Here is a 13,169-nt window from a genome sequence, read left to right as displayed (position 1 = left end):
CTCATGGCAATTCCTGTTTATCTTTGGCTGAAGGACGATGGCGGTGCGGACATTAAAGGGTCTGTGGACGTGCAGGATCGCGAAGGCAGCATCGAAGTGGTGGCCCAGGAGCATAACCTGTATATCCCGACCGATAACAACACCGGCAAGCTGACCGGTACCCGTATCCACACCCCGTTCCTGTTCAGCAAAGAGATCGATTCGTCCAGCCCGTACCTGTACAAGGCGGTGACCACCGGGCAGACCCTGAAGTCTGCGGAGTTTCGGTGGTACAAAATCAACGATGCGGGCCAGGAAGTGGAGTACTTCAACACCAGACTGGAGAACGTGAAGGTGGTGAAAGTGGCTCCGAAGATGCACGACATCAAGGATCCTGCCTTCGAGAAACACAACCACCTTGAGCAGATCGAACTGCGTTACGAAAAAATCACCTGGACCTACAAAGACGGCAACATCATTCATTCCGACTCCTGGAGCGAACGCGCTACCGCGTAAGTCACCAGCGGACAGGTTTTTTCTGTCCGCTTTTCCATTTTTGCTCAACGTCTGTCTGCGCGGGCGTTGAGCAAAGAAAACCACAAACTGCCAGCCCGACCGTGTGCGCTTTGGTCCCCTGAACGGGAAATAGTGAGGGGCGGTAGCGTGTCCAGGAACCGACAAAGAGAGAAAGTCATGGAAAATCCAGCCATCCTGCTGCGACGTCTGAATCCTCACTGTGCCCGTGCGATGGAGGGGGCGGCCTCGCTCTGCCAGATCCGCACCCATGCGGAAATCCTGCCTGAGCACTGGCTGCTGAAGCTGCTGGAGCAGGGGGAGGGTGACCTGACGGTGATCGCCCGTCGCTACGAGTGGGATATGGATGCGCTGTGGCAGGATTTGCTCGGCTGGCTGGATTCACTTCCCCGCTCTGTTTGCAGTCGCCCGCAGCTTTCAAACAGCATTCAGACACTGATGCAGGAAGCCTGGCTGATTGCCTCCCTTAATGGCGAAGAGCATATCCGCAGTGTGCATCTGCTGATGGCGCTGGCCGATAGGCCAAAACTGGTGCGCTGCGATGGCCTGTGGCCGCTGCTGACCCTCGGCCAGAGTCAGCTGGAGCGTCTGCGTCCGCTGCTTGATGCGCAGTCAGACGAACGCCCGGATGTGCAGCTGGATGAAGAATTAGCCAAAAGCGATACGGTTGAGTTCGTGGGCCGCCCGGTCGGCGTTTCTGAAGGCAAAGAAGGCGAGTTGTCGCCTGCGCTGCAGAACGCGCTGGATAAATTCACCCTCGATGTCACCGCCAAGGCCAGAGAGGGCAAAATCGACCCGGTGTTTGGCCGTGACACGGAAATCCGTCAGATGGTGGATATTCTCTCGCGCCGTCGCAAGAACAACCCGATCCTGGTTGGTGAGCCGGGCGTCGGCAAAACGGCCCTGGTGGAAGGGCTGGCGCTGCGCATTGCCGAAGGCAACGTACCGGAAAGCCTGAAAACAGTCGTTCTGCGTACCCTGGACCTCGGTCTACTGCAGGCGGGCGCTGGCGTAAAGGGCGAATTTGAGCAGCGCCTGAAAAACGTCATCGATGCGGTGCAACAGTCGCCGGTGCCGATTCTGCTGTTTATCGACGAAGCCCACACCATTATCGGGGCGGGTAACCCGGCGGGCGGTGCGGATGCGGCCAATCTGCTGAAACCGGCGCTGGCACGTGGCGAGCTGCGCACCATTGCCGCCACTACCTGGAGCGAGTACAAGCAGTACTTCGAGCGTGATGCCGCGCTGGAGCGCCGCTTCCAGATGGTGAAAGTGGACGAGCCGGATGACGAGACCGCCTGCCTGATGCTGCGTGGCCTGAAATCCCGCTATGCCGAACACCACGGCGTACATATCACTGACGACGCGGTACGCGCGGCCGTCACATTGTCGCGCCGCTATTTGACCGGACGCCAGCTGCCGGACAAAGCCGTTGACCTGCTGGATACCGCCGCGGCGCGTGTGCGTATGAGTCTCGACACGGTGCCTGAACAAATTGTGCGTCTGAAAGCGCAGCTGAATGCACTGGCGCTGGAAGAGCAGGCGCTGCTGGAAGATATTGCCGCAGGCAGCAACCGTCATGGTGACCGCCTGGGCGTCATTGAGCAGCAGCGGACTGAACTGGAAGCGCGTATCGAGGAGCAGGAAGCACGTTTCAGCAACGAAAAGGCGCTAGCACAGCAGTTGATGGCCAGCCGTCAGGACATCAGTCAGCAGGCTGAAATTACTGGCCTGCAACAGCAATTGGAGCAGGCACAGCAGGGTGATGTGCTGGTCCAGGTGGACGTAGACACCCGCACCGTGGCTAACGTGATTGCCGACTGGACCGGCGTTCCGTTGTCTTCCCTGATGAAAGATGAACAGACCGAACTGCTGACCCTGGAAGCTGAAATCGGTAGGCGCGTAGTGGGGCAGGACGTGGCGCTGATCGCCATTGCCCAGCGCCTGCGCGCGGCGAAAACCGGCCTGACGTCTGAGAACGGCCCGCAGGGCGTGTTCCTGCTGGTCGGTCCGAGTGGCGTGGGGAAAACCGAGACCGCGCTGGCGCTGGCCGATGTGCTGTACGGTGGTGAAAAATCGCTGATTACCATCAACCTCTCCGAATACCAGGAGCCGCACACGGTATCCCAGCTGAAAGGCTCTCCGCCGGGTTACGTGGGATACGGCCAGGGCGGTATTCTCACCGAAGCGGTGCGCAAGCGCCCGTACAGCGTGGTGCTGCTGGATGAGGTGGAAAAAGCCCATCGTGACGTGATGAACCTGTTCTATCAGGTGTTCGACCGCGGCTTTATGCGCGACGGCGAAGGGCGTGAAATCGACTTCCGTAATACCGTTATTCTGATGACCTCTAACCTCGGCAGCGACCACCTGATGCAGCTGCTGGATGAACAGCCAGGCACCAGCGAAAGCGACCTGCACGAACTGCTGCGCCCGACTTTACGTGACCACTTCCAGCCCGCGCTGCTGGCCCGTTTCCAGACGGTGATTTATCGCCCACTGGCAGAATTGGCCATGCGCACCATCGTGGAGATGAAACTCAGCCAGGTGAGTCAACGCCTGAAGCGTCACTACGGTCTGACCACGCAGATTGGCGAGAGCCTGTATGACACGCTGACCGCGGCCTGCCTGCTGCCGGACACCGGCGCGCGTAACGTCGACAGCCTGCTCAATCAACACATTCTGCCGGTGCTGAGTCAGCAGCTGCTGACCCATATGGCCGCGAAGCAGAAGCCCAAATTACTGACTCTGGCGTGGACCGATGATGAGGGCATTGTGCTGGCGTTTGATACCCCAGCCACTGAACCAGAAGGAACTGACGCATGAGCACGAATCTCAAAATCCGCTTCAGCCACAATCACCACGGGCTTTCGGTAAAAGGCTGTGAGTCCGGGCTGGACGTCCTAGCCTTTGAGGGGCACGAAGCCCTGAGCAAACCGTTCAGCTACCGTATTGAGTTCACCAGTGGCGATCATGCCATCAGCAAGGAAATGATGCTGATGAAAGCCGCTTCCCTGACGCTGCAGGCACCGGTGGATCAGGGCTACGGCATTAAGGTGCAACAGGCCGTTCGCGTGATTCAGGGGGTAGTCAGCGGTTTTGAACGCCTCGGTACCTCAAAAGACGAAACCCATTACGCCCTGACGCTGACCCCGCGCCTGGCGTTGCTCAGCCGTTCACACCAGAACGCCATTTATCAGGACATGTCGGTTCCGCAGATTGTTGAAAAAATTCTGCGCGAGCGCCACAGCATGCGCGGCCAAGATTTTCTGTTCTCGCTGACGCAGGACTATCCACGCCGCGAGCAGGTGATGCAGTACGGCGAGGACGATCTGCATTTCATCACGCGGTTGCTGGGCGAAGTGGGCATCTGGTTCCGCTTTACCACCGATACGCGCCTCAATATCGATGTGGTGGAGTTTTACGACGGCCCGCAGGGCTATGAGAAAGGGCTGACCCTGCCGTCGGTGCCGCCGTCGGGCCAGCACTCAAAAGGGGTGGACTCGGTGTGGGGAATGGAGACCCATCATCACGTGGTGCAGAAGCAGGTCAGCACCCGTGATTACAACTACCGTGCGGCACACGAAGACATGAACACCCAGGTCGATGTGACCCGGGGGGACGCCACTACCTACGGTGATGCCTATCACTATGCCGACAATTACCTGACGCCGGGCAGTAAATACGACCGCCATCCGGCCCCGGAATCCGGGGCGTTCTATGCCCGTATCCGGCATGAGCGTTACCTGAATGGGCAGACGCAGACCCACGCCATCACCAGCTGCCCGACGCTGTTCCCGGGTATGCTGTTAAAGGTCACCGGCGGCTATGAGGTGGCAGACGTGTTTGCGCATGGCGTGGTCATCACCGCGATGCGCAGCCATGCGCGCCGTGATGAAGATTTTGGTGTGAATTTTGAGGGTATCCCGGACAGCTCGGATTTTGGCTTCCGCCCGGCCCCCGGCGCCCGTCCGGTGATGGCCGGCACGCTGCCGGCCCGCGTTACCAGCACCACCGAAAATGACGCCTACGGCCATATCGACCGCGATGGCCGCTACCGCGTCAACATGCTGTTCGACCGCGATAACTGGGAGACCGGTTTTGAAAGCCTGTGGGTGCGCCAGTCGCGCCCCTATGCCGGTGACACCTATGGCCTGCACCTGCCGCTGCTGGCGGGCACCGAAGTGGCGATTGGCTTTGAGGACGGTAACCCGGACCGGCCGTATATCTCCGGCGTGCTGCACGATTCGGCGCACGGCGACCACGTCACCATTCAGAACTACAAACGTAACGTCCTGCGCACCCCGGCGAACAACAAAATCCGCCTCGACGATGCGCGCGGGAAAGAGCATATCAAGGTCAGCACGGAGTACGGCGGCAAGAGTCAGCTGAATCTCGGGCATCTGGTGGACAGTGAGAGAAAGAAGCGTGGTGAAGGTGCCGAGTTGCGAACTGATGAGTGGGTGGCTGTTCGTGGTGGAAAAGGGTTACTGCTGACAACGCAGGCTCAGCCTGGAGCTATCGATCAACAGTTGAGTATGGATGAAATTAAGCGGCAGCTGTCTGACGCATTGTCACTGGCGAATTCCCTGTCAGATTTGTTGCAGACTGCGCAGATCGAAGGGTTGGATAACAGCACGCAGCAGCAATTCCTGCAGCAGAATGTAGATCAGCTGCAACAGCCCGCCATTGTCGCGGGTGCTCCTGGTGGGATTGCTCTGTCCACTCCGCAACATATTCAGCTTAGCGCCAATCATAATCAGATGCTGACTTCCGGTGGAAGTACAGAAATCAGTTCGTTAAAGCGAATGGTGCTCGCTGCCAAATCGGGATTTGTTGCGTTTGTCCAGGAGCTTGGAATGAAACTGGTTGCAGCCAGAGGAAAGATGGAGCTCCAGGCGCAAAGCGATGGCATGGATATTCTGGCCAACAAAGCACTAACAGTGATGAGCACCGATGACGAAATCATTATCAGTGCGAAGAAAAAGATAACGCTTAAGTGTGGTGGTTCGTACATCACAATTGATCCGGCGAAAATAGAAAATGGCACGGGTGGCAATTTTTATATCAAGAGCGCAGATTTTGATTATGACGGCCCGGCAAAACAGGATACACCTTTCCCTAAATTTACCGCTTGTGAAAATGCCGCTTCCGAAGCCCTGGCTAAGGGTGATGCTGCATTGCCGCTGAGCTGAGGACAGTTGATGGATAATTATTATCTGGAACAACCGCTGGCTCCGGGTGAGCATGATTTTGCCATTATCGACAGAATGCAACATCCTGAGATAAGCGAAACATGGCCTGTACTTGAACTGGTCTCACCGATGCTAAAACCGCAGGCTCATCTGTATCCCTGGCTTTTGCCCTTAAAAGAGATGAAAGCGGGGGAGTGGAAAACGTTAATAAGCGAGCTTGAACAAGCTGATTCTTCCCAAACTATGCCGGTATCCTGCCTGCTGTTTCGTAGTGAGCAGCCATTGTCGGAAGTCCGGAATCAGCTTATCAGGTCGCTCTGTTTTACTGATGAAAATCACCGGGGGCATATTCTTCGCTATTACGATCCCCGGGTGTTCTTTCACCTGGGCTGGATGTTATCCCCCTGGTTGCTGGCTCAAACATTTCCTTCTTACATGTTTAGCTATTGGACGTTCTGGCTTGAAGGTCACTGGCATACGGTGACTTTCCCCTCCTCTGAGATGGTGCAGTTCGATGAGGTACGAACTTTCCCACGACAGCAACTTCAACGTTGTGGACTGATAAATCAGGTGATTGGCAGATCTCCAGCCTTTAGTGATATTGCTGAGCGGGAGCGGGCCAGTCGGCGAATTGATGCACTTCTGGCGCAGGCAGCAGAACTGGGGCTACCAACAGCGGAAGACCAGGCTGCGTTTGCATTTCATGGCCTCAATCTTCGGGATTCATTCTGGACATCCCCCAAATTTTTGCCTCTGCTGCAGCAGGCCAGGAGCGCGCCTGATTTTTTCCATGATGAAACCCGCTTATGGGATGAAGAACGCTGGAATACCATGACGCAGCGCTAATCCGTATCAGTAAATGGAATGAAAATGAATACAGAACAAGATTGTAAATTTTGCCGCCGTTATGGGCTGCCGATACTGCTTGCTCGTCCAGCCGTGATGGCAGCGGATGACAGCTTACCGCTACTGCCTGCTGATATTACTGTTTCTGTCCCTGCACAGGGACAGACTGCTTATACAGCCAGACTGCTGCGGGCCGGTTTTTTGAATATCTGGTCCGAATCTGGTGCCCGATGGATTAATTACTATGTCACCAGCGAGGGCTATTACTACCCGTTGCCTGAGAGTGGTGATGTGCCTGCTGATATTGTGGCCGGTACCCGAAAGCCCTGTGTCAACAAACCGGAAGAGTTGGCAACCGCATCGCTGATCACTTTGCCGGTAAAACCAGCAGGAATGAAAAATGGTGTATTCTGGTTCGGCTGGTCCGAAGTGGAATGGACGGATGCAACGCGTAAAAAGCATGAGGATGCGGCATATCGTAGCCAGTATATGCAGCGTTTTGATATGGATGCCTGGGTGAATGGTGGGAGTGAAAAACAAACCTTATCCATTTCAGGGCTTGCAAATACGCTCGCGGAATACAGCCCTAAAGCAGCCTCCTGCTCCCATAAAACCTGGTCTCCGGCTCCTTTCAGGAATAGCAGGCCCCAGGAAGGGCAAAATCTGATTCAGGCAGCTGAAACACTGTATGCCGGGAAGGGCGCAATTCTGGTTCTGGCCGATCCGGTTGCGGTTGCTCAGGATATTTCCGCTCTGTCCAATCATCGAATAGAAAAACAATTTTCGCAAAACCCGAAATACTCCCGAGGATTAGCTTTATCCTCAGCGCTCAGTTCGCTGAAAGAGGTGCTTTGCACGCAATTTGAACGTGACCAGCTAACCCTTGATGGCATTGTGGAGCAACAGGCCCGTAGTGGGATTGCTGTGCAGGCCGGTGTGATGCTGCCTGGCATGGCCAGTGCACAACAAAGTGCGCTTTACAGCCATAACAACCAGTCACTCCCGCAGCAGGTTAATATGTACTGGGCGCAGTATGAAAAATATATTGATCGAACAAAAGAGCAGGCTTTTCTGAAGGCGTACGATGCTGCACTTTCAGCCTATGACCAGCAGGTTATTTCACCGATGGTGAATATGTATCTGGCCTGGCTGCAAGGCCAGACGTTGCTCAACTACCTGGACAGTAATTTTGACCCGGAAGATATCGGCAGCGGTGCCTTATTCACCCAAACGGTCATGTATTGTGTTCAGCATATGCAGGATAAATCAGATGTGACGACCTGGTTTATGGAGCAACTGTCTCAGCCATCGATCAGTGAAACAAATATTCTTCTTCGCGCCACGGTGCTGAATAACAGGCAATGGGCCCTCAAGGTTCGCGACACAGTGAACGCGTATAAAGATTACAGCGATGTTCCCTGGAAAGATAAGTTAGTCGACGTTTATACAAAGATAACGGATAAATCGGTGAAGAATGTCCAGTTTGCACTGGAAGGCTATCTGAATGCCGTCAGTAGTGCGCTGGCGGGAATGCTGGATAAAGCCGCGGACAGATTACTGCCTTCTCTGGTGGCACTGGCTGCGTCATATGGCATGGGACTGAAGGTGATAAGCAGTACCGGTGAGCGAAAATATTTTATCAGTGCCATCGTAAGACAGCTGGGCGAAATGACCGACCTTGAAGGCCGTATCTCAGCGTCACGTCTGAGACACTATGTCGACATTGAAGTTCGCCGAATGGAAATTGCTGGCGTATCGATGGTGGGGATTCATCAACAGAAATCCCTGGTACTGATTGATGTTGCAGAAGCCACGCAGACGCGGGCCCTGCCAGAAGCTGCGCGTGCCAGTGCGGCAGCAAAAACAATGCGTTCAGCCGATGAAGTTAGCAGTACATTGTTTCCTCGTCAGTGGAGAGAAAAACTGGCGCAGGCGAAGGGCAGTACGGTGAATAATCTGGCACATGATGGTGCGCAAAGCCTGCCCTTTGCAGGATGCGTTTTTGCCATGATCATGCAGGTGGGAGCCGTCAGCAAATCCGCAAGCAGCCTGGTGCAGGGGCAGCTTACGGGGGCAGAAAAGGTCACTAAATTCATCGCTGATACTATTGGGGCTGGCGGAACATTGCTGGACGCTGCGGAACGGGTGATCTTTAAGTTTAAAAGTCTGCGGCTTAAATCGCTGGTTCGTTTACGTTATGGCAAAGTCGGAATGATAAAATTAGCTGACAGAATTCAGCTTGCAGGAAAGGTGTGTGCTGCATTTGGGTATGTGGCTGTAACGTGGGATGCTTATAATGGATATGAAGAATATCTGAAAGGTAATACAGGACTTGCTATCGTGCACGCTATATCAGCATTGGCTGGTGGTGCATTGGTAACTTCAGCTGTATTTACCTCACTGGCTCTTGGTCCTGCCGGCTTGGCCATAGCGATTGCTTTGGTTCTTGGTTCAGCGATTTATATTGCGATGCGAAGTCGTGATGACATTCAGAAGTGGCTGGCGGCAATCTGGTGGCGTCAAATACCCGAGGGTGAAAGTGAGGTACCTGCAATCTGGCCGACCATGCAGATGGAAATGTCGCAGCTTCAGCAGTTAGTTGGGGGAGGGGAATAAATGGCTATTTCACATGATATTGGTCTTTTTTTTCCGTTTAAGCTTAACCGGCCACTGACCAAAGAAGAAAAACAGAGTCGTTTTGTTCAGGGAAAAAGAAGAAAGGTTTTTGGCGAGGCTGCTGTACTCGATCTGGATACTGTTATACGAATGAATTCATCATACCTGGAAGTGGTGGATAAGTTCTATCCCACAAAAGGGTATGTGGCATCATTTATGATGGCCTTTTGTCTGTTGTTCACAGTCTTTATTTTGGCAATTGCAAAGGTTGCTATTTTCAATAATGGAAACGTTCCTGCCTTTCTTTTTATTCTCTTAATTTGTAGCGCAGGGATCTGTTTTTTTTTGCGATTTCTTTTGAAAGACTGGTTTCGAAAAACACACTACCCGGTGCGCTTTAATCGGAAAAAAAAGCTAGTGCATATATATCAGGTTAGTGGTGGCGTTATAACAGTTCCGTGGGGTGATGTTTTCTTTACCACCAGTAAACAGAGAATTAGTTATTGCATTGTTGGCCATCTTCTCTCCGATGATAAAGAAACAGTCCTAAACACATTCAGCTTTGGTTATGTCGGGCAACGGGAAGAGTTATCACTCTACTGGGAGTTCATCCGGTGCTACATGGAAGAGGATTGTCTTGAAGAGCTGGCGGAAACTGTGTTGTTTTGCCCTCCGGTAGAGAAACAAAAAGAAGGTTACATTGCTGGGTTGCAGAGGTTGATGCAAATAGATTCTCGCGGCGACTGGTTGCTGCTTGTTCTGAATTTACCTTTTGCATTGGTCGAGAGTCTTGCCCGCTATATCGCTATGCAAACCAGCAAAATACCACAGTGGCCTCAGGACGTTCTTGATGCGTGCGCTGTCGAACCGAATGATTCCATTAATATTGGTGCTGAAAATAATCCAGTTCATCGCTGGCGCACTGTTCTGGCTAATGAAACGCGGGAAGCGTACGATACAAAAAATCAGCGTCTGAAATTAGCAAATCAAGAGATCAAAGCAAAGCTGGATGCGAAATACAAAACAGTTCCTGAGCTGGAATAAAAATAACAAGGAAAGGCTAGCGCATAATGGCAATTTCACATGATATCGGCCTTTTTTTTCGTTTAAGCTTAACCGGCCACTGACCAAAGAAGAAAAACAGAGTCGCTTTGTTCAGGGTAAAAGAAGAAAAGTTTTTGGAGAGGCTGCTGTACTCGATCTGGATACTGTTATACGAATGAATTTATCTTACCTGGAGGTTGTGGATAAGTTTTATCCTACAAAAGGATATATTGCATCATTTATGATGGCGTTTTGCATATTGTTTATTATCGTAATTATAGCCATTGCAAAAATCACTTCTGTTGAAAATAAAGGTTTTTTATTTTTTTTATTTTGTTACATTGGTTTCGATGGGGGCTATTTGCTATTTTGGTCGATTCCTACTGAAGGATTGGTTTAGAAAAACACATTACCCTATTAAGGTTTAACCGAAAAAAACAGCTGGTGCATGTGTATCAGGTTAGCGGTGAAGTTATAACCGTTCCGTGGGGTGATGTTTTCTTTACCACCAGTAAACAGAGAATTAGTTACTGCATTGTTGGGCATCTTCTCGCAGAAGATAAAGAAACGGTCTTAAATACGTTCAGTTTTGGTTATGTAGGACAGAGGGAAGAGTTGGCTCTCTACTGGGAGTTTATTCGCTGTTATATGGAAGAAGATTGCATGGAGGAACTGGCTGAGACTGTTTTATTTTGCCCTCCGGTTGAGAAGCAAAAAGAAGGATATGTCGCAGGTTTACAGCGGCTAATGCAAATAGATTCGCGCGGTGATTGGTTGCTGCTTGTCCTGAATTTACCTTTTGCGCTGGTTGAAAGCATCGCCCGTTATATCGCCATGCAAACCAGTAAAATACCTCAGTGGTCACAGGAGGTTCTTGATGCGTGCGCTGTCGAACCGAATGATCCCATTAATATTGGTGCTGAAAATAATCCAATCCATCGCTGGCGCACTGTTCTGGCTAATGAAACGCGAGAAGTGTACGAGGCCAAAAATCAACGGCTGGGATCTGCAAATAAAAAGATCAAAGCAAAACTTGATGCCCGGCATGGAGGGTAAAATATGAAAGGTGTGATTCGTATTGGTGATAAAACAACGGGGGGCGGCCAAGTTCTGTCAGGTTCGTCAAAAATGAAATTTAAAGGTATAGGGGCTGCGCGACTAAACGACCCGGTCAGCTGCCCTATAGAAGGCCATAGCCCGTCATATATTTCACAAGGTCACCCGACAATGAAAGATAGAGGCATCCCGGTTGCCTTTCATGATTATGAGTGTTCCTGTGGCTGTAAGCTCATCTCATCTTTGACCAATGCAACAACGAGTAAATGATGCCTGTCGATCTTTCTGCTATACCTGATGTCGCCAGAGGAACCCGCCAGCCATCGATAAAAAGGTGGCTGGTTATTTTGCTTATTTTCATGGTACTTGGCGGTTTTATTACATCCTGGTTATGGCCTTCGAACAGCCCTTCTCGTGGCGCATTTTTCTGGCACTGCTTCATTACCGCACCATTGGTGGTATGGATATTATTGCTGGGAGCTCGCTGGTTGTGTTATCTCGCTACTGAATGGCCTGCTGAAGGTTGGGACGACGAACGCGAGCAGGATATATCTAATGAGATTCATCGGGGGCAACGTTTCCTGGTACTCGAAGCGCAGAGTGTCCATCTTCCGCACGCTGTAACATCAGCGGGGTTGACTCAGCAGTTTATGTTGCCACAGGGTATTGTGTTGCCATCAGTTGTCGATGAGAAAACACAGTCAGTGAGTTTTCAGGCCAGCTTCAGTGCCGGGGGGCAGTACGTACCGGATAAAATACATCAGCAACTGAGCGCGCTTCTGCGTGAGCGCACATTGCAGGCCGCGATAACACGGCAGTCTGGTCGTCAATTTACTACTGTGGTTCAGATCGATGGTGGCGATGCCCTGAGCGAGGATGATAGCGCTGTTATTGAGCAGTGGGTGAAGGCGCTATTGCCAGCCTCGTCACGAGTGTTGATCTCACCAACGTTTGGATTAACAGATATCGACAACTGGCTTGATGCTCCTGAGAGATTTGGAACTTTGCTTATCGTGTCCATGTGTATTCGTCCAATAATCGCTGATGGTGAAGGAGAAGCTATCGTTGGACTGCTCCTCCATTTTGGCGATAACGAGTCTGATGTTGATATGTTATCCGCTCGTCTGCATCGTCCGGAACATGCCTGTGATGTCGATTTTAAAACATCGGCGATGCAGGCCCTGCAATGGGGATGTACTCATGCGGATAACGTTGCCTGGCTATGGCTGGCGGGGTTGGGGACTGAAAACAGAGCTCAGATGCTGCTGGCGAACAATAATATTAAATTCCCTTGTGTCGAGTCTTCTCAGCTCACGGATATTGATATGAAGACCGGGCACAGTGGAAAAGCATCTCCTTGGCTTGCTATCGCACTGGCGGCGGGGAATATCGGACAGAGCCCAAATCCTCAATTGATTCTGAGTATGCCTGATAAAGAGGCTCTTCCATGGTGGCTGGTTGTTCACCCCGCATCAGAATCACAACCACATCATTGATAATTCGCGCAGCATTCCGTTCACCGATAGCCATGAACACCATTGTGCACGGCACGTTTCGTGCCAGGAGAAAAAAGTGAAACGCTTATTACAGGGACTAAAAAGTACAACCTTTCAGTTGTGGTTCATTTTGTTTGTTTTTTTGTGTCTGGGGATCGCTGCATGTCTGATACTTAAAAATGATCCGTCACAATTGGGGATTTCCCCCGGTTCAGTCTGGCAGGAGAGATTGTTTTTTGTGGCGATGATGCTGACCGGCGGACTACTTCTTTTCATCATTGTGTTTTTTATATCAACATACATTTTTGGACGATCGGCTTATCATAAAGCAAAGGCGCTTACGGGGGGGGAAGTTCTGCATCTTCAAAAGATAAAAACATAAATGATTCTCCCGTTATTAGTAGTT

General features: G+C 51.8%; 10 protein-coding genes. All 10 read left to right on the top strand.

All coding sequences use genetic code 11. The features are described from left to right. Positions 1-3: 3 nt before the first annotated feature. The 10 genes from hcp (at position 4) to ETEE_RS17790 (ending at position 13,145) form a co-directional block, all read left to right on the top strand. Positions 4-495, top strand: a complete 492-nt coding sequence (gene hcp, locus ETEE_RS17830; protein WP_038631614.1) for a type VI secretion system effector Hcp — start codon at positions 4-6, stop codon at positions 493-495. 177 nt (positions 496-672) lie between these two features. Then, positions 673-3,336 carry a type VI secretion system ATPase TssH gene (tssH, locus tag ETEE_RS17825; protein ID WP_051905104.1) on the top strand — a complete coding sequence of 888 codons (2,664 nt, stop codon included), beginning with the start codon at positions 673-675 and terminating at the stop codon, positions 3,334-3,336. Next, the gene (locus ETEE_RS17820) at positions 3,333-5,705 is read left to right on the top strand and encodes a type VI secretion system Vgr family protein (RefSeq protein WP_049703795.1); all 2,373 of its coding nucleotides are present in this window, start codon (positions 3,333-3,335) and stop codon (positions 5,703-5,705) included. Before tssH ends, ETEE_RS17820 begins: the two co-directional genes overlap by 4 nt. A gap of 9 nt (positions 5,706-5,714) precedes the next feature. Then, positions 5,715-6,551, top strand: coding sequence for a DUF4123 domain-containing protein (locus tag ETEE_RS17815; protein WP_034163286.1), 837 nt, complete (start codon positions 5,715-5,717; stop codon positions 6,549-6,551). Between the two features lie 24 nt (positions 6,552-6,575). Continuing rightward, positions 6,576-9,167, top strand: a complete 2,592-nt coding sequence (locus ETEE_RS17810) for a T6SS effector BTH_I2691 family protein (RefSeq protein WP_034163287.1) — start codon at positions 6,576-6,578, stop codon at positions 9,165-9,167. Beyond that, complete coding sequence (locus ETEE_RS17805) at positions 9,168-10,211, top strand: DUF6708 domain-containing protein (RefSeq protein ID WP_034163288.1); 1,044 nt, start codon at positions 9,168-9,170, stop codon at positions 10,209-10,211. It abuts the gene before it with no gap. A 390-nt stretch (positions 10,212-10,601) separates the two neighbouring features. Beyond that, entirely contained in the window at positions 10,602-11,267 is a 666-nt protein-coding gene (locus ETEE_RS21420; protein ID WP_338031714.1) for a DUF6708 domain-containing protein, read from the top strand. Positions 11,268-11,270: 3 nt separating this feature from the next. Then, on the top strand, positions 11,271-11,537 hold the full coding sequence (locus tag ETEE_RS20510; RefSeq protein ID WP_047358676.1) for a PAAR domain-containing protein: 267 nt from the start codon (positions 11,271-11,273) through the stop codon (positions 11,535-11,537). After that, positions 11,537-12,763, top strand: coding sequence for a hypothetical protein (locus ETEE_RS17795; RefSeq protein ID WP_034163289.1), 1,227 nt, complete (start codon positions 11,537-11,539; stop codon positions 12,761-12,763). Before ETEE_RS20510 ends, ETEE_RS17795 begins: the two co-directional genes overlap by 1 nt. 76 nt (positions 12,764-12,839) lie before the next feature. Then, positions 12,840-13,145 carry a hypothetical protein gene (locus ETEE_RS17790; RefSeq protein WP_034163290.1) on the top strand — a complete coding sequence of 102 codons (306 nt, stop codon included), beginning with the start codon at positions 12,840-12,842 and terminating at the stop codon, positions 13,143-13,145. The last annotated feature ends 24 nt before the right edge of the window (positions 13,146-13,169 follow it).

Source organism: Edwardsiella anguillarum ET080813 (assembly GCF_000264765.2).
Classification (GTDB): domain Bacteria; phylum Pseudomonadota; class Gammaproteobacteria; order Enterobacterales; family Enterobacteriaceae; genus Edwardsiella; species Edwardsiella anguillarum.
This window is presented reverse-complemented; position numbering and strand designations above follow the sequence as displayed.

Bases quoted from the DNA above. Each gene is read 5' to 3' on its own strand.
- hcp (WP_038631614.1), top strand. From the start codon at position 4: ATGGCAATTCCTGTTTATCTTTGGCTGAAGGACGATGGCGGTGCGGAC.
- tssH (WP_051905104.1), top strand. From the start codon at position 673: ATGGAAAATCCAGCCATCCTGCTGCGACGTCTGAATCCTCACTGTGCC.
- ETEE_RS17820 (WP_049703795.1), top strand. From the start codon at position 3,333: ATGAGCACGAATCTCAAAATCCGCTTCAGCCACAATCACCACGGGCTT.
- ETEE_RS17815 (WP_034163286.1), top strand. From the start codon at position 5,715: ATGGATAATTATTATCTGGAACAACCGCTGGCTCCGGGTGAGCATGAT.
- ETEE_RS17810 (WP_034163287.1), top strand. From the start codon at position 6,576: ATGAATACAGAACAAGATTGTAAATTTTGCCGCCGTTATGGGCTGCCG.
- ETEE_RS17805 (WP_034163288.1), top strand. From the start codon at position 9,168: ATGGCTATTTCACATGATATTGGTCTTTTTTTTCCGTTTAAGCTTAAC.
- ETEE_RS20510 (WP_047358676.1), top strand. From the start codon at position 11,271: ATGAAAGGTGTGATTCGTATTGGTGATAAAACAACGGGGGGCGGCCAA.
- ETEE_RS17795 (WP_034163289.1), top strand. From the start codon at position 11,537: ATGCCTGTCGATCTTTCTGCTATACCTGATGTCGCCAGAGGAACCCGC.